The following is a 17,267-nucleotide window of genomic DNA, read 5'->3' as shown; positions in this document are numbered from 1 at the left end:
GGGAACCAACCATGGCAAAGAACAGGATCGACCGCCGGGCGCTGCTGCGCGGGCTCGCCGGCTCCACCGTGGCGGTCACCGCGGCCAGCCTCACCGGAGCCCTACCCGCCACCGCAGCGGGCGACGACTCGAACGGTCACCTGATCCCGCGCGGCCACATGGGCATCCAGCTCTACAGCGTCCGGGACAAGATCGCGCAGGTCGGGTTCGCGGCGGTCTTCGAGGAGCTCTCCCGGATCGGCTACCGGGAGGTGGAGTTCGCCGGCTACACCCAGGGCGCCGTCGGCGCGATCACCCCGGCCCAGATCCGGCAGCTGCTGGACGACAACGGGCTGAAGGCGGCGGGCAGCCACCGCGGGCTGAACGACTTCCGAACCAACCTGGAGTGGGAGCTCGAAGTCGCGGAGACCCTGGGCATGCCGGCCATCGGCACCGCCCAGGCGCCCACCGGCGACCGCACGATCGCCGGGTACCAGGCGGCCGCCGCGGAGTTCAACGCGTGGGGCGCCGCCGCCGCGGCCCGGGGCATCAAGCTCTACCAGCACAACCACACGATCGAGTTCAGCTTCGCGGTCGACCGCCCCGACGTGCGGCTGTACGACCTGTTCCTGGAACTCACCGACCCGCGGTACGTGTACCTGGAGATGGACATCCTCTGGGCGTACGGCGGGGCGCGGAAGTACCCCGGCTTCCGCCCGGTCGACTACGTCAACGCCCAGCCGCACCGGTACCCGCTGTTCCACGTCAAGGACGGCGTCCCGCTGCCCGACCCCCAGCAGGGCAACTCCTACCTGGACGTCGAGTTCGGCGCCGGGGTCATCCCGTTCGCCGACTTCTTCGGCGAGCTGAAGGGCGGGGGCTGCTTCGAGTACCTGTGGGAGCAGGACTCCGGGCCGAACGCCCAGCCCAACCCGCCCGGGTCGCTGGGCGCCGCCGAGCGGAGCTACCAGCGCATGGTGGAGCTGCGGGGTGCCCGGTGAGCGCCTGGCGGCTGGCGGAGACCGATCCGCTCCCGGAACCCGACGCGGCCCGGCCCGATCGTCCCCGCTCCGGGGCGCGGCGGCTGCTGGTCGTCGCGGCGGTCGTCCTGCTGACTCTGGTCGGGGCCGGTGGCCTCGCGGCCGCCGGCACGGGGATGTTCTCCGCCGAACGGCCCGAGGGCTGCGTCAAGCCGGACCGCAGCCTCCAGTTGTACGCGGTGGAGCTGCCGAAGGACGGCACGCAGATCCGGCTCGGCTACGGCCTCACCCCGGAGACGGCCTCCTACCCGGGGCCGACCATGGAGATGATGGAGGGGGAGTGCCTCGCCATCACCCTGCACAACCAGGTCTCCGCCGAGACGCTGGCGGCGCTGCGCACCAACCCGGCCCACCCGCTCGGCGTCTCGCTGCACGTGCACGGGGTCAAGTACACCCAGCAGTCCGACGGCACGGTGCAGAGCGAGTCGTTCGTCCCGCCGGGCGCGTCGCGCACGTACACCTGGTACGCCGCGCCGCGCAACACCAGGACCGGGGCGCAGGGCACGGCCGGTTACTGGTGGTACCACGACCACGTGGTGGGCGGGCCGCACGGTACGCAGGGCCTCTCGTCCGGCCTCTTCGGCGGGCTGGTCGTCCGCCGGCCGGGCGACCCGAAGCCGGACCGGACCTACGTGACCGCCTTCGGTGACCGGCAGAGCATCAACCTGCGCCGGGGCGAGGCCACCGACACCTGCGACGCGGCGAACCCGCAGCCCGGCCCGACCTGCCTGGTCGCCCGGAAGGGGGAGCGGGTCGAGTTCGTCGTCATCGGCATCGGCAACGACATGCACACCTTCCACCTGCACGGGCACTCCTGGGCGGACACCCGGACGGGGATGGTGAGCAACGGCCAACCGTTCGCCGACTCCGTACCGATCATCGACAACAAGACGCTCGGCCCCGGCGACTCCTTCGGGGTTCAGGTGGTGGCCGGTGACTCGGTCGGACCGGGGCACTGGATGCTGCACTGCCACATGCAGTTCCACTCCGACGCCGGCATGTCGACGATGCTGCACGTCCTCGACGAGAACGGGCAGATGCCCCCGGGGATGGACCACCAGCATCCGGCCGTCGCCGACGCCGGCCAGCCGACCGGCGACAGCCAACCCGCCACCGACGGCGGAGCGCACCAGCACGGCTGACCACCCGCGCCCGCCGCGGTCACCGTGACCCGGGCGGCGTGGCTGCCGGCCCCCAGCGTCGAGGACCAGCAGCCACGCCCCCGACCCGACCGGCACCTCGGTCGCCACCACCCACCCCGTCATCCGGCCACCCAGCCTCACCCCGGATGACCGATCCGGAAAACCCATGTCCCTCAACACAGAGGAGTCGAGATGGCTCAAGGACGCCATTTCCGGTTCTCCCGATGGGTCGGACGCCTTCGTTCCGACTCGACGGGATCCACCACACCGACACCGGTCGCCGGGACCGTTCCGCGGCGCGCGAAGGCGCCCCGCCGCGCCGGCGCCCTGGCCTCGAGCGCCGCGCTGGCGCTCGGCATGCTGGCCCTGCCCGCCCAGGCCGTGAATCCGACGCCCGCCTCGGCCGCGGCCGCCGCGGCCGTGAAGGTGCTGGTCTTCCACGGCCCGGTGGACAAGCAGGACGACCCGGTCGCCCGGGCGACCACGACGATCAGGGAGCTCGGCGCCGAGCACGGCTTCACCGTCGACGACTCCGCCGACCCGGCGGTGTTCACCTTCGGCAACCTGGCCCGGTACCGCGCGGTGGTGTTCCTCTCCGCCAACGGGGTGACGCTCAACGACGCCCAGGAGGCGGCCTTCCAGGCGTACGTCAAGGGCGGCGGCGGCTTCGTCGGCGTCCACGACGCCGCGCGCGCCCAGCCGGAGTCCGCCTGGTTCACCGGGCTGATCGGCAGTCGTCCGGCCGCCGGCCTGCCCAACGCCGAGAAGCCGGTCTCGGCCACGGCGAGCGCCGAGAACCCGCCGAACGAGACCGCCGCGAAGGCGATCGACGGGTCGACGGGCACCAAGTGGCTGACCTTCTCCCCGACCGGGTGGCTCGCGGCCAAGCTGGCCAAGCCGGTCGTGGTGTCCCGCTACGCGCTGACCTCGGCCAACGACTTCCCCGGCCGGGACCCGAAGAACTGGACCCTGCAGGGCTCCCAGGACGGCACCACCTGGACCGACCTGGACACCCGGACCGGGGAGACCTTCCCGCAGCGGTTCCAGACCAAGCAGTACAGCTTCGACAACAGCACGGCGTACCAGCACTACCGGCTGAACATCACCGCGAACAGCGGCGAGCCGCTGATCCAGCTGGCCGAGCTGTGGCTGATCGGCCCCGACTCCGGACCCGCCCCGGACAGCACGGTGCAGCGGGCCGTCGTCGACGTCACCGACCGGCAGCACCCCGCCAACAAGGGGTTGCCGCTGACCTGGACCCGCTCCGACCAGTGGATCAACTGGGATCCGAGCCCGATCGGCAAGGTCCACACCATCGCCCAGGTCGAGGAGGGCACCTACAACGCGGGGCTGAGCGGCAACGGGGCGTTCCACCCGATCTCCTGGTGCCAGGACTACGACGGCGGCCGGTCGTTCTACACCGGCATGGGGCGCACGGAGGAGAGCTGGAGCGGCGACAAGCAGTTCCAGGGCCACCTGGCCGGCGCGATCAAGTGGACGACCGGCATGGTCCGCGGCGACTGCCAGGCGACCATCGCCTCGAACTACCGGATCGAGCGGCTCACCGCCGCCAACCAGCCGGGGCAGCTCGACCAGATCGGTGAGCCGCACGGTCTGACCATTGCGCCCGACGGCGCGGTGTACTACATCGGCAAGGCGGCCTGCCCGACCGGGCCGATCGCCAGCTGGGACGACCCGAAGGTCGGCCTCGGCTGCGGCACGATCCACCGGTGGGACCCGAAGACCAAGCAGGCCAAGCTGCTGACCACCCTCCCCGTGATGGGCAACCGGGGCAGCGGCAGCGAGCTGGTGAAGAACGAGGAGGGCCTGGTCGGCATCACCCTCGACCCGAAGTTCGCCCAGAACGGCTGGGTCTACGCCTACTGGATGCCCCACGAGTCCATCGACCGGGACCGGCGGATCGGCCAGCGGACCGTCTCCCGGTTCACCTACGACGCCGCGAAGCAGACGATTGACCAGGCCACCCGCAAGGACCTGCTGCACTGGGACACCCAGATCCACAGCTGCTGCCATGCCGGTGGCGGGATGACCTTCGACGAGAGCGGCAACCTCTACATCGGTAGCGGCGACAGCAACTCCTCCGGCGGGTCCAGCGGCTACTCCGGCAACAACTGGACCCAGGAGTACCAGGGCACCTCGTTCCAGGACGCCCGGCGTACCTCCGGCAACACCAACGACCTCAACGGCAAGATCCTCCGCATCCACCCGGAGGCGGACGGCAGCTACACGATCCCGTCGGGCAACCTGTTCAACGGCAAGGAGGAGGGCGGCGGCAAGACGCGTCCGGAGATCTACGTGATGGGCGTGCGCAACATCGCCCGGATCGCCTGGGACCCGGTCAACCACTGGCTGACCGCCGCCTGGGTCGGCCCGGACGCCGGCGGCCCCAGCCCGGACCTCGGCCCGGCGAAGTACGAGACCGCCACGATCATCACCTCGGCGGGCAACCAGGGCTGGCCGTACTGCATGGGCAACCGGCAGCCCTACCGGGACCGGAGCAACACCGACGCGAACGTGCTGACCGGCTGGTACGACTGCGACAACCTGAAGAACGAGTCGCCGCGCAACACCGGTCTGGTCAACATCCCGCCGGCCCGGGACAACATGATCTGGTACTCGCCGCAGGGCGGTGGCCCGGTCTACCCGAAGCGTGCCGACGGCAGCGGGCTGCCCACGTACGTGGCGGGCGAGGAGAAGTTCACCCAGCCGTACCTCAAGGGCGGCGGCCAGGCCATCATGAACGGCCCGACCTACCAGCGCGAGAAGGTGGACACCGACAGCGGTGTCGCCTGGCCGGCGTACTGGGACAACAAGTGGTTCATCGGTGACGAGTCCAACGCCAACAACCGGGTCGCCGTCACCGTCGACCCGGCCAAGGTCGAGGACCACGCCCCGCCGGCCTTCGCCGAGGACCTGCGCCAGATCATCCGCTCCGGCAACGGCGGCACCCAGCTCCAGTCCTGGATGGACGCCAAGTTCGGCCCGGACGGCGCGCTCTACATGCTGGACTACGCCGGTGGCTTCTTCAGCCTGCACTCGAACCAGAAGCTGATCCGCGTCGCCTACCAGGGTGGTCCGGCGACGCCGCGGCCGAGCGACGCCACCGCCTCGGCCGTGGCGCAGAGCAACCCGAGGACGATCGCGTTCTCCGGCGCCCGCGTCGGCGGGGTGGCCTGGGAGTGGAACTTCGGTGACGGCAGCGCGCCGTCGCACGAGGCGAACCCGACGCACACCTACGCGGACTACGGCACCTACCAGGCCACGCTCAAGGTGACCTACGCCGACGGCGAGGTGGCCACCGCGAAGCTCCAGGCGTTCGCCGGCTGCACCGCACCGGACGCCCGCAAGACGGTCCGGATGCTCGACACCGACACCGGGGTGACCAACCACGAGGTCGGCGGCGACTGCACCATCAACGACCTGATCGACGACGAGCGCGGCTGGCCGAACCACGGCCAGTTCGTCAGCCACGTCGCCGACGTGGTCAACCAGCTCCGCGCCGACGGCGTCGTGGACAACCGGGAGGCCACCAAGCTGAACACCGCGGCCGCCCAGTCGGAGATCGGCAAGATCCCCGGCTACCGGTCACTCTTCGACGGCACGGCGGAGTCGCTCGCCGACTGGCGGCAGGCGCCCGGCGGGTCGTTCGCGCTGCGACCCGACGGGTCGATCCGCAGCTCCGGCGGGCTCGGCATGCTCTGGTACGCCAAGGACGACTTCGCCGACTTCTCGCTGCGGATGCAGTTCCGGGACGTCTCCGCCGACGGCGTGTACGCCAACAGCGGCGTCTTCACCCGGTTCCCGGATCCGCGGACCCTGCTGGACCAGCGGCCGGCCGGCAGCTGCGGCACGGTCGGGTCGGCCCGGACGTCGCAGGCCTGGGTGGCGATCTACTGCGGCCACGAGATCCAGATCTACGACGGGCCCACCGGTGAGCCGCAGAAGACCGGGTCGATCTACAACTTCGACCCGAGCGGGCTGGACGAGGCCGGGGTGACCCCGAAGGGCCAGTGGAACGACTACGAGGTCCGGGTGGTCGGGCAGCACTACACGATCATCCGCAACGGCGTGGTGATCAACGAGTTCGACAACACGCCCGGCAAGGCGTCGTCCCGCCAGGGCGACCCGCCCACCGACCTGCGCCAGTTCCTCAGCGGGTTCGTCGGGTTGCAGAACCACGGCACGAACGACCTGATCGAATTCCGCGACGTGCGGGTGCGGGAGTTGTGACGGCACCGGCGCCGGGTACGGGGGCTGCCTCCGTACCCGGCGCCGGCCCCTGCGTGTCCGCTGTGGTCGTTATGCTCCCGCGGTGTTCCGACATCTCTTCAACCGTGGTCCGCAGCCCGTCGAGCCGGCCGCCGACCTCGACCCGGCCCTCGACGACCACGACCTGCGGGCCGCCCGGGACAAGGCGCTCACCGGCGACTGGCAGGCCGCTCAGGACGTCGTCGAGGCCTCCGGCGCCGACTGGGAACGACGGGGCCGCCGGATGGCGGCGCTGAGCGTGGCGGCCGCGGACGACGGAGCGTGGCTCGACGCCTGGCGTGCGGCGATCCCGGACGACCCGACGGCGGCGGCGATCTGGGCGTCGACCCTCGCGGAACGGGCGAGCCGGGCGCGCGGCTCGGCCCCGACGGCCGACACCACCCGGGAACAGCTCGTCGGCTTCGCCGAGCTGTCGGCCCAGGCGGCCGCGGCGGGACGGCAGGCGATCGCGCTGGCGCCGCACGACCCGGTGCCCTGGATCGACGTGCTGTGGGCCATGTTCGCCGGCGGCCGCACCCGGCACGAGGAGTTCGCCGAGGCGCTCGCCGAGGTCCGGCGCCGGGACCGGTTCAACTTCGCGGCCCACCTGGCGGCGGTGAGCTTCCACTGCGAGAAATGGTTCGGCTCGCACGACGCCATGTTCAGGCTGGCCCGGGCGACCGCCGCCGCCGCGCCGCCCGGCGCGGGCGTGACCATGCTCCCGGTCTTCGCCCACTTCGAGTACGCGATGCGCGAGTTCAACTGGGGCACGCCGACGCCGAAGGGGCTGCTCGCCTGCCGCCGCTACTTCCAGCGCCCTCAGGTGCAGCGGGAGCTCGACGCGTGCGTGGCGAAGTGGCAGGCGGCCGGGCCGCCCACCCACGCCGACGTGATGGTGTGCCGCAACTGGCTGGCCCTCGCCTACGCGCTCTCCGACCGGCGGGCCGAGGCGAAGGCGGCGTTCGACGAGATCGGACCCTACGTCGCGAGCCCGGCGTGGTCCTACTTCTTCGGTGGCCGTGCCCACGGCTTCCTGTCGAACTGGCGGTGGGCCAACCGGCTCCGGTGAGCCGCGAGCCCTTGCGGGTCAGCTCGGCAGCCACGCCGGTGGGTCGGCGCCCCACGGCGACGGGGGCGTCGCCCACGTACGTGGTCCGCCGGGCAGGCAGACCGGCGGCAGGGCGTACCGGAGACGACCGACCGGAGCGTCCCGCTCCTCGCACCAGCGGCTCGGATCCGGCGCGCTCGCCGGGCCCGCCGAACCCTCCGCCGGAAGCTCGTGCAGCAGCCACCGCGCGGTACGGGCCAGGGAGAGTTCGACCGACCAGGCCCCGCCCCGCTCGACCCGCAGCGTCAGGGCCCGCAGCACCGCCGCCGCGAGGAGGTAGCCGGTGCCGTGGTCGAGGGCCTGGGCCGGCAGCGCTCCCGGCGTGCCGTCGGCCCGCCGTTCGACATCCGCGATGCCGGTGGCGGCCTGCACCAGGCTGTCGAATCCGCGCCGGCGCGCCCACGGCCCGCTGAAGCCCCACGCCGACAGCCGCGCGACCACCAGATCGGGACGCCGGCGGCGTAGCGCCTCGGGGGAGAGGCCGAACCGGTCCAGCGCCGCCGGACGGTAGCCGGTGACCACCACGTCGGCGTCGGCGACCAGCTCGTCGAAGCGCGTCCGGTCGGCGGGCCGGCGCAGATCCAGCAGGGTGGACCTCTTACCGAAGCCGGTGTCCACGTGCTGCGCCTCGATCTCCGGCAGGCGGGGATCGTCGACCCGCAGCACGTCCGCACCGAACAGGGCGAGGACCCGGGTCGCCACCGGACCCGCGATGACCCGGGTCAGGTCGAGCACCCGCACGCCGGCGGCGGGCAGCAGCGGACACTCCGGTGGCGGCGGCAGCCGCCGTGGCGCGGCCGGGCCGTCGAGACGCAGCCCGACCAGGGGCTCCCGCGCGACCGCCACGGACTGCGGGTGCGCGGACCAGTGCTGCGGTGTGCGTACCGCGACGGCGAGCCCGCCGACGGCGGTGAGCGCCTCCTCGACGCCGACCGCCGGCTCCGCGCGGATCCGGTCGGCCACCTCGGCGGCCAGCGACGCGTCGTCGGTCCGGGACGGGTCGAACCCCAGCGCTGTCAGCAGCCGGTCGCGGTGATGCGGGTAGTTGGCGTGGGTGCGTACCCAGCCGTCGGCGGCCGGCCAGAACCGGGACAGCGGCGCGAAGCCCTCGAAGGCCGTCCCGTCCACCCGCAGGTGCCGTTCGCTGGTGAAGGCGGTCGCCACGGCGCCGGTGTCCACCGGGACGGGGTCGGCCACCCGCAGCCCCCGGCTCCGGGCCAGCTCGGCTGCGGCCAGCCCGGCGGCGGCGACGGTCGCCACGGCGAGCTCCGCGACCGGCAGCCGGGCCGTCAGGACCTCCGCCGGACCGTGCCGGTCCACGGAACCGATGGCCGCCGGGTCGCCGCCCAGCGCGGTCCATGCCGTTCGGACCGCGGCTCCGCTCGCCTGCTCCACGAGCCGATTATTCGCCGGCCGCCGCCGCCGGGCGGCGGCGGCCACCCACCGTCACCTCGGTCCCTTGGTGCGGGACGGCGACAGGCTCGGCAACGGGCTCAGCGAGGGCGACAGGGTCGTCGTCGGCTTGGGCCGGCCGGTCGGGCTGGAGCTGGGGGTCGGCACCTTGCTCGGCGTCGGTGACGCGGTGGCCGGCGTCGGTGACGGGGTCGTCGGCTTCGGCGTCTCCGGGGGGGTGGGCGACGGCGTGTCGTCCGGGAACTCGGGCGTGCCGAACCGGTACTTGTCCGGGTCGAGCTTGAGCGCGGCGGTGGCCTGCTCCATGAACTGCCGCCAGATCGGCCCCGGCCCGGTGGACCCGTACACCTCGTAGCTGCCGTCCTTGGTCCGCAGCGGCTTGCCGTCGGTGGTGCCGAGCCACACCGCGGCCGCGAGCGCGCCCGTGTAGCCGACCATCCAGGTGTGCACGTTCTGGGTGGTGCTCTGGCCGGCCTGCCAGGTCCCGGTCTTGCCGGCCGAGTCCCACCCGTTGTCCAGCTTGGCCGCCTTCACCCGGCTCAACGTCCAGTTGAGCTGGTTGATCGCCTCCTCGTCGAGCCCGACGTCGGCCTGCACCAGCCGCTCCTCGACGACGCGCTCGTCACCCTTGGTGACCGACCGGACGAAGTGCTGCTCGGCCCGCTTCCCGCCGGCGGCGAAGGTCGCCATCCCGTTGGCGTGGTCCTGCACGGCAATGCCGTACTGGCCGATACCGACCTCCGTGGAGAAGCGTCCCGCCACCTCCTCGGCCGGCTGGCCGCGCAGCTCGACCCGCTCCGGCCGCGGGTTGCCCTTCTCGACGGCCCACATCGAGTCGACGCCGGCCCGGGTGGCCATGTCGATCACCTTCGCCGTGCCCAGCTTCTCGGTCAGCTCGAAGTAGGTGACGTTGAGCGAGGCGACCGTGGCCTCCCACAGGGCGCAGTCCGGCTGGCACGGCGCGTGTTCGGCGTTGCGGATCGGGCCGGCCGGGCTCTCCTTGGTGCGGCCCGACTCCGGGAACTCCTTCGTCTCCGGCGAGTCGAAGTGCTGCTTCACGGAGATCTTGTCGCCTACGGCGGCGGCCAGGTCGTAGACCTTGAACGACGAGCCCGGCGGGTGCTGGCCGAAGCCGCGGGCCTCCCCGTTCTCGTCGTAGTACCACCCGGCGTAGTCGGCGCCCGCGCCGTCGTTGCCGCCGTAGTACCCCAGCACCCGGCCCGTGCCCGGCTCCACCGCCACCAGCGCGGCCTGCCAGTTCTTCGGCTGCCCGCGAACCGCCTCCGGCGCGCTGTCGCGCCGGATGTCGGCGGCCGCCTCGGCCGCGTCCTGGACCCGCTTGTCGATGGTGGTGACGATCTTGAAGCCGCCGTCGCGGATGAACTCGGCCGGCTTGCCCTTGAACGCCTCGGTCTGCCGCAGCTCGCTGAGCACGTGGTTGATCACCAGGCCGGTCGGCCGGTCCAGGCCCGACCGGCCCGCGTTCGGGTCGACCGGCTTCACGTCGTCGGGATACGCCAGGTTCGCCGCGTCCTGCGCCGACAGGTAGCCCAGCTTCACCATGCCGTCCCGGATGTAGTTCCACCGGTCGATCGAATTCTGCTTCGCCGTCGCGTTGCGCCGCGGGTCGTAGCCGGGCGAGCCCTCCGGGTCGTTCGGGTCGGCCTCCGGCTGCTTCACCATCGCGCAGAGCACCATCGCCTCGGCCGGGGTCAGCTGGTTGGCCGCCGGCGCGTCCCGGCGCACCGTCTTGCCGAAGTACGTCTGCGCGGCCGCCTCGATGCCGTACGCGCCGCGGCCGAACGGCACCGTGTTCAGGTAGAAGCCGAGGATCTCCTCCTTGGAGTACTTGTCGTCGAGCTTCCAGGCGATGACCGCCTCGCGGAGCTTGCGGGAGTAGGTGACGCCGTTGAGGTCGGCGGCGACCCGCGCGTACTGCTGGGTGATGGTCGACGCGCCCTGCCGCTGGCCGCCGGTCACGTTCGACCAGGCGGCGCGGAGCACGCCGGAGAAGTCGATGCCCTTGTTGGTCCAGAAGCTGCGGTCCTCGGCCGCCACGATCGCCTGCTTGGCGGAGTCGTTCATCTGGTCGTACGGCACGATCGTCCGGTTCTCCGCGCCCAGCGTCGCCATCTTCGTGCGACCGTCGGCGTAGTAGACCGTGGTCGACTCCGGCAGCCTGAGGTCGGTGGGGGTCGGCACGCTGTCGAAGTAGTAGCCGCCGGCCACCAGTCCGGAGCCGCCGAGCAGCGCGAACACGGCCAGGAAGATCAGGATGCGGTGGCGCCGACGCTTCCGTCCCGCGGGGGCGACCCGCGCTCCGGAACCGTCGGCGGCGTTGTAGTTGTCACCGGTGGGAAGCACCCGCACCCGATACCCTCCGCCCGATCCGACGAATCTTGCGTGTGCCCGATTACACCAGGTCGGGCGAGCTCCCGGGTGCCGGACCCCGGGTCAGCCCGGGTGGTCCGGCGGGGGTAACCGCACCGTTGCGGTGCGCAGTGCGCGGCGTGGTCGCGGGCGCACCGACCGTGATCGCGTTCGAGCGGGCGGGCGAGCAGGGCGAGTCGGCGCTGCCGCAGCCGCGCCACCGTCGACGGCGGCAGCGCCAGGAATGGAGCCGGCCTTGGAGTTGGTGACGTGCGCGAACCCGCCGCCGCGCCGAGCGGCAATCGACCGGGGCGGTCCCTCGTGGGGGGCCGCCCCGGTCCGTCCGGGCCGGGGCCGTCAGCCGCGCCGGCAGGTCACGGGTGGACGTACCCGCTCACGCGGTCGTTGCGCACCCGGACGGGCGAGGGGCGGGCGGCCCACCGCGCGGCGGCGTTGCCGCTCATCCGGCCGCCGGCCCGGAACGGGGACAGCCGCCACATCGGGTGCGCGGTCCCGCCGCCCGGCAGCCGGATGACCTCGCGGCTGGTGTACCCGTGCCGGTGGTGCAGGTCCCGGTCGGCCGTGGTGAACACCTCCGCGTAGGTCGGCAGGCTCAGCGTGTCCATCCACCGCTGGCTGCCGGCGAGCACGGCGGCGGCCCGGTTCGGCCGGTCGGGGCCGGGGGCGGCCAGGAACGCCAGATGGTTGTGGGCCTCGACGGGACGGCGCGTGGCGAGGGCGCGAACGAGGAGGAGGAAGCGGTCGCGGTGGGGGCCACACGCGGCCCCCAGGCGTTCGCCGTACCCGGCCGGCGCCGGGATCGGCCGGTAGCGGTGGAACCAGACGGTGGCGGCGGTGCCGCCCTGGAGGAGGAACGCGTCGCCGAAGAGCAGCGCGTGTTCCGTCCAGATGCGGGCCACGGCGGCCAGCACGCCGGATCGGCACGGCTCGTCCGGGACGAGCCAGGCGCCGAGGGGGGTGGGGGAGAGCGTGTCGGTGATGAGATCGACGATCCGGTCGATGTCGCGCCATCCGGCACGGACGACGGATGTTCTCACGGGCATGGAGAGCTCCTGCTCCTGCTCACGATCACGATCGGAGGTGGCGCCGACCCGGCGTCGCGCACCCGGCGCGCCGGTCCACGGGTCGGCCACGGGGCCGCTGGGGCCGTCGGGGCACTGATCGACACGACTGGCCGGAGCGGCCGTCAGGCGCACTCCGGCGGTCGGTGTTCAGGCGGGTCTGGTCCCCGGCCGGGGCGATCGGGAGGAGAGGCCGGCCGGGTGGTCCGGGCGGCAACGCTGTCCCCGTACGGCGGGAGGCGTCCAGGCCGCCGCCGACCCCTCGGCGACGTCGCTGTGCGCGGCGCCGGACGAACCGGCGCTGCTCGGCACGGGAACAGGCCCGGGCCCGGGCGGCAGGTAATCGGCGTCAGACCGGAGCGGGTGTGCGAGGCGGCCGAGCGGGGTGTCCGCCTCCAACGGTGACCACTGGCGCACCGCGGCGTCCGGCCGCGACGGGGCGACGTCGGCGCCCGGCGTGCGGTCGGCGTGCTCCGGCGTCGTGGCGGCCGGTGCTGCCCGGCCCGGCGGTGGAGCGTTCTCGGCCGGGGCGCCGGCCTGGTCCGGTGGACCGGCCGGCGGCTTCGCGCTTCCCCGCACCGGTTTGCGGGGCCTGAGCCCCGGCTTGACCACCTTCGCGGTGACCGGACGCGGAGCGGTGGCGGCCGGCTTCGCCGGTCTGGCCCGGCTGGGGCCGCCGGTCGGGGGCGGGGATTTCGTCGCGCGGTGGGACGTCGGGCCCGGGCGGGCCGGTGCGGCCGCCGGCCGGCGGTACGGCGCGGTGTCCCGCGCGGTGCGGTGCGGCGGGGTGTGCCACGCGGTGCGGTGCGGCGGGATGTCCCGCGCGGTGCGCTGCGGCGGGGCGTCCCCCGTGGTGCGCTGCGGCGGGGCCGGGGGCGGCGACGTGGGCTGGGTCGAGGCGGCCGGCGGTGGGGTGTCCGGGGTCGCTTCGCCGGTCTCGGTCGAGGGCGCGGCGGTGCCGGACGGGTCCGCCGTGGGTGTCGCCGGCAGGCCGTCGGTCAGGAGGCCCTGGAGGAGGTCGACCGTCCCGATGACCGTCACGGTGGGCGTCGGTTCGGCGGCGTACGCGGCGTCGCCGGTGACCGCGTCGTAGGCGGTCCACGCGCCGCTCACCCCGGCGAGCAGGAGGCCGAGACGCAGGGCGACCCGCGTCAGCCGCTCGCCGCGTCGCGTCATCCCCGACACCTCTCCGAACCCCGGTCAGCGCCGGGGTCAACGCCCGTACTGTACCGAAGGCGCTCGCCCGATCACAGAGTGCGGCTGATCGGAATCGGGCGCGTCGCGAGCGGGCAGGAGTGGAATTCCGGCGGCCTGGGTACCTCGGCGGCCATGAGCACCAGCACGGTCGACAGCACCGCCACCGCCCCGGCCGCCCCGTCGGTGGGCACCGTCGCGGTCGTCGCCCACCGGAAGAAGACCCTCGGCGGCGGCCTGGACGAGCTGCGGGCCAGCCTGGTCGCCGCCGGCGTCGGGCGGCTCCTCTGGTACGAGGTGCCGAAGAGCCGCAAGGCGCCGAAGCGGGTGCGCAAGGCGCTGAAGAAGGGCGCCGACCTGCTCCTGGTCTGGGGCGGCGACGGCATGGTGCAGCGCTGCGCCGACACCCTGGCCGGCACGGACGTCCCGATGGGCATCCTGCCCGCCGGCACGGCCAACCTCTTCGCCACCAATCTCGGCATCCCCGCCGACCTGCCGGAGGCGGTCCGGATCGCGCTGCACGGCCGACGCCGCACGCTCGACCTCGGCCGGCTCAACGGCGAACACTTCGCGGTGATGGCGGGCGCCGGCTTCGACGGGGACCTGATCCGGGAGGCCGACCGCAAGCTCAAGGGCCGGCTCGGCCGGGTGGCGTACGTCTGGACCGGGCTGCGGCACGTCCGCGGCGAGCTGGTGCGCACCCGCATCCGGGTCGACGGCGCCGACTGGTTCGACGGCGAGGCGAGCTGCGTGCTCTTCGGCAACGTCGGCACGATCACCGGCGGCATCCCGGCCTTCGACGACGCCCGTCCCGACGACGGCGCGCTGGAGGTCGGGGTCTCCACCGCCAGCGGCGCCGTCGACTGGGCCCGCACCCTGGGCCGGATGGCGGCCGGGCGTTCCGAGGACTCGCCGTTCGTGCGGATCACCCGCGGCCGCAAGGTGACGGTCCGCTTCGCGACGCCGAAGACGTACGAGCTGGACGGCGGCGCCCGGACCACGGCGAAGCGGCTGAAGGTGAAGGTCGTCCCGGGCGCTCTGACGGTCTGCTGCCCCGACCCGCCGCCGGCGGTCAGGGCGTGACCGCGCGCGGCCGGGTCCGCATCCGCACGGGTCGCGGCACCCGTCGGACCAGCGCCCGGACGCCTGCGGCGCAGCCGATCCCGACGGCGAGCGACACGACCAGGGCCAGGGCGCGCGACCACGGCCCGACGATCGGCATCACCTGCCAGTGGGTCAGGTAGATGAAGAGCGAGCTGCCGGCGAGCGTGGCGGCCGCCCGGTTGAGGGCGGGCCGGCTCGGCAGCCGCGGCACCCAGACCAGCAGCGTGAAGCCGGCGACGATGAACGCCTCCCGGAACGGCTCCCCGAACAGGCCGGGCACGGTGGCCAGCGCGGCGGCGGTCACCACCAGGCGCTGGGCGGTCCGGGTGGCCCGGGCGGCGGCCCAGCCGAGCGCGAAGAGCCAGCACATCACCACGGCGTCCGGCACATGCCCGAGCGCGGCGAGACCGGGCAGGTCGTAGCGGGTGACCAGGCCGAGGGCGGCCAGGGCCAGCGGCAGGCCGAACGGATACCGCCGCTCGGCCCGGTCCACCGCCGGCACGGCCAGTAGCGCGGCGACCGCGACGAGGATGTACACCAGGGCCTCGATGAACCAGAACTGCCACGCGGTCGGCCCGTCGTGCGGGCCGAGAACGCTGTTGAGCAGCAGCACGTTGGTCAGGGTGTAGTCGCCGGTGACCGCGCCGGCGACGGCGATCCAGGCCACCGAGGGCAGCACGACGCGGCCGATGGCGCGCCCGGCGCCGCGCAGCCGCTCCCGCCGTGGCGCGTCGGTGAGTTGGAACCGGGCGAAGTTGAACCCGGCGACGGCGAGCAGCAGGTGGGCGCCCCCCTTGACGGTGAAGAGCGGGATGTGCGACCCGACGATGACGACGATGGCCAGGGCGCGCAGCGCCACGCTGGTCTCCAGCACCCGCCGTCGGGTCGGGGGTGGGGGCGCTGGCCGGGCGAGGTCGCGGATGGCGGTGGTGTGCCAGTCGGCGGGCAGGTCGCCGAGGAGTTCCTCGAGGCGTACCGACATCTCCACGTAGGACAGCGAGTCGCCGCCGAGGCCCACGAAGGTGTCGTCCGGGGTGACGTCGGGCCGGTCGAGCAGCTCGGCGTAGAGCCGGCGGAGCCGGTCGGCGTCACCGCTGGCCGGCACGACGGCCGGCGCCGGCGTGGGCGGCAGCCCTCGGACCGCCCGGTAGTCGGGCTTGCCGCTGGTCAGCCGGGGCAGCTCGGCCAGGACGTGCACCCGTACCGCACGGGCCGGTAACCCGGCCGCGGCGGCGGCCGACCGCCGCACCCGCTCCGGGTCCGGGCCGCCCGTCGCGGCGACGACCAGCTCCCGGTCCGTACCGGCGCAGTACGCCTCGAAGCCGTCGCGCCGCAGGTGCGCCTCGACGCGGTGCGGGTCCACCCGGAGCCCGAAGATCTTCGCGAACCCGCCGGCCCGTCCGACGATCTCGTAGAGCCCGTCCGGCCCGCGCCGGGCCACGTCCCCGGTGCGCAGCTCCTCGACGGTGCGGCCGAGGGCGAGGTCGGCGGGCGACTCGGCGTAGCCGAGCATCACGTTGGGTCCGGAGTAGACCAGCTCCCCGGTGTCCGGTGCGGGCCAGTCGGGCAGTGGACGCAGTCGGAACGCGCCACCGGGCACGGGCACGCCGATCGCCTCGGGTCGGCTCTCGGCCAGCTCCGGCGGCAGGTACGCCATCCGGGCCGTCGCCTCGGTCTGTCCGTACATGACGAAGAGCCGCCAGCCCCGGCGGCGGCCGAGGTCGGCGTAGCGGGCCACCCGCTCGGGGTCGAGCCGCCCGCCGGCCTGAGTGAGGTAGCGCAGGTGCGGCAGCCGCATCCGGTCGAAGCCGACCCGGTCCAGCAGGTCGAAGGTGTACGGCACCCCGGCCAGGGTGGTGCCCTGGGCGGCCCGGAAGAGGTCCCAGAAGCAGGTGTCGGCGACCGACAGGTCGGTCAGGACCAGCGCGGCGCCCCGCAGCAGGTGGCTGTTGACCACGGAGAGCCCGTAGCAGTAGTGCAGCGGCAGGGTGGTCGCCGCCCGGTCGGTGTCCCGGATGTCCAGGTAGCTCGCGATGGCCTCGGCGTTGGCCTGGAGGTTCGCCGACGACAGCCGGACCAGCTTGGGCGAGCCGGTGGAGCCGGAGGTGCTGAGCAGCAGCGCCAGGTCGGGGTGCAGCTCGTGCCGGCTGGTCGGGCGCCGCTCCTGCACCCGCAGCTCGCCACCGACCCGGCGGATCACCACGTCCGGGTCGTACGCCCGGGTCAGCTCGGCGGTCGCGAGGTCGTTGTCGCCGGGCACCAGCAGCAACGGGTGCCCGGCGGCCAGCGCCGCCAGGTACGCGACCAGCTCGTCGAGCCGGTTCGCCCCGGCGAGCAGGACCAGGCGCCGGGTGGTGCCGAGCCGCCCGGCCAGCGCGGCCACCCGCTCGGCCAGCGCGGCGTAGCTGAGCCGGGTCTCGGCGGTGATCACTGCCGGCCGATCACCGTGGCGGGCGAGGGCGCGGACGAACGGCGCCGGCCCGACTTCGAGAAGCATGGCCGAAAGGTTAGGGCAGGCTCACCTAAGGTTCGAAGGGGGGTTGGCTTGCTTCGACGGCTGTCATTA

The 17,267-nt window shown here is 73.6% G+C and carries 10 protein-coding genes; 5 read left to right on the top strand and 5 right to left on the bottom strand.

The features are described from left to right. The first annotated feature begins 11 nt into the window (after window positions 1-11). From EV384_RS24315 to EV384_RS24300, 4 genes are all read left to right on the top strand, one after another. A complete protein-coding gene (locus tag EV384_RS24315; RefSeq protein ID WP_130336791.1) occupies window positions 12-980 on the top strand; it encodes a sugar phosphate isomerase/epimerase family protein in 969 nt (322 codons plus the stop codon). After that, the gene (locus EV384_RS24310) at window positions 977-2,161 is read left to right on the top strand and encodes a multicopper oxidase domain-containing protein (RefSeq protein WP_130336789.1); all 1,185 of its coding nucleotides are present in this window, start codon (window positions 977-979) and stop codon (window positions 2,159-2,161) included. The genes EV384_RS24315 and EV384_RS24310 overlap by 4 nt, the downstream gene beginning before the upstream one ends. A gap of 192 nt (window positions 2,162-2,353) precedes the next feature. Then, window positions 2,354-6,412, top strand: a complete 4,059-nt coding sequence (locus EV384_RS24305) for a ThuA domain-containing protein (RefSeq protein WP_165440061.1) — start codon at window positions 2,354-2,356, stop codon at window positions 6,410-6,412. An 82-nt stretch (window positions 6,413-6,494) separates the two neighbouring features. Next, window positions 6,495-7,499, top strand: a complete 1,005-nt coding sequence (locus EV384_RS24300) for a hypothetical protein (protein ID WP_130336787.1) — start codon at window positions 6,495-6,497, stop codon at window positions 7,497-7,499. A gap of 18 nt (window positions 7,500-7,517) precedes the next feature. On the opposite strand, the gene EV384_RS24295 is transcribed toward EV384_RS24300, so the two are convergent. The 4 genes from EV384_RS24295 to EV384_RS24280 all read right to left on the bottom strand — a co-directional run bounded on the left by EV384_RS24295 (window position 7,518) and on the right by EV384_RS24280 (window position 13,579). Then, window positions 7,518-8,978, bottom strand: a complete 1,461-nt coding sequence (locus EV384_RS24295; protein WP_207232447.1) for a CoA transferase — start codon at window positions 8,976-8,978, stop codon at window positions 7,518-7,520. Window positions 8,979-8,984: 6 nt separating this feature from the next. Then, the gene (locus EV384_RS24290) at window positions 8,985-11,321 is read right to left on the bottom strand and encodes a transglycosylase domain-containing protein (protein ID WP_242624259.1); all 2,337 of its coding nucleotides are present in this window, start codon (window positions 11,319-11,321) and stop codon (window positions 8,985-8,987) included. Window positions 11,322-11,695: 374 nt separating this feature from the next. After that, window positions 11,696-12,385: a hypothetical protein gene (locus tag EV384_RS24285; RefSeq protein ID WP_130336785.1), complete on the bottom strand. Its 690-nt coding sequence runs from the start codon at window positions 12,383-12,385 to the stop codon at window positions 11,696-11,698. 168 nt (window positions 12,386-12,553) lie between these two features. Next, entirely contained in the window at window positions 12,554-13,579 is a 1,026-nt protein-coding gene (locus EV384_RS24280; RefSeq protein ID WP_130336783.1) for a superantigen-like protein SSL4, read from the bottom strand. Window positions 13,580-13,732: 153 nt separating this feature from the next. Between EV384_RS24280 and EV384_RS24275 the strand changes: the two genes are divergently transcribed. Beyond that, window positions 13,733-14,680, top strand: a complete 948-nt coding sequence (locus EV384_RS24275; protein WP_130336781.1) for a diacylglycerol/lipid kinase family protein — start codon at window positions 13,733-13,735, stop codon at window positions 14,678-14,680. On the opposite strand, the gene EV384_RS24270 is transcribed toward EV384_RS24275, so the two are convergent. Further along, window positions 14,670-17,198, bottom strand: a complete 2,529-nt coding sequence (locus tag EV384_RS24270; protein ID WP_130336779.1) for an AMP-binding protein — start codon at window positions 17,196-17,198, stop codon at window positions 14,670-14,672. The genes EV384_RS24275 and EV384_RS24270 overlap by 11 nt on opposite strands. Between the last annotated feature and the right edge of the window lie 69 nt (window positions 17,199-17,267).

It is taken from the genome of Micromonospora kangleipakensis, assembly GCF_004217615.1.
Classification (GTDB): domain Bacteria; phylum Actinomycetota; class Actinomycetes; order Mycobacteriales; family Micromonosporaceae; genus Micromonospora; species Micromonospora kangleipakensis.
The sequence above is the reverse complement of the archived record's forward strand: the minus strand, read 5'-3'. Positions and strand labels throughout refer to the sequence as shown.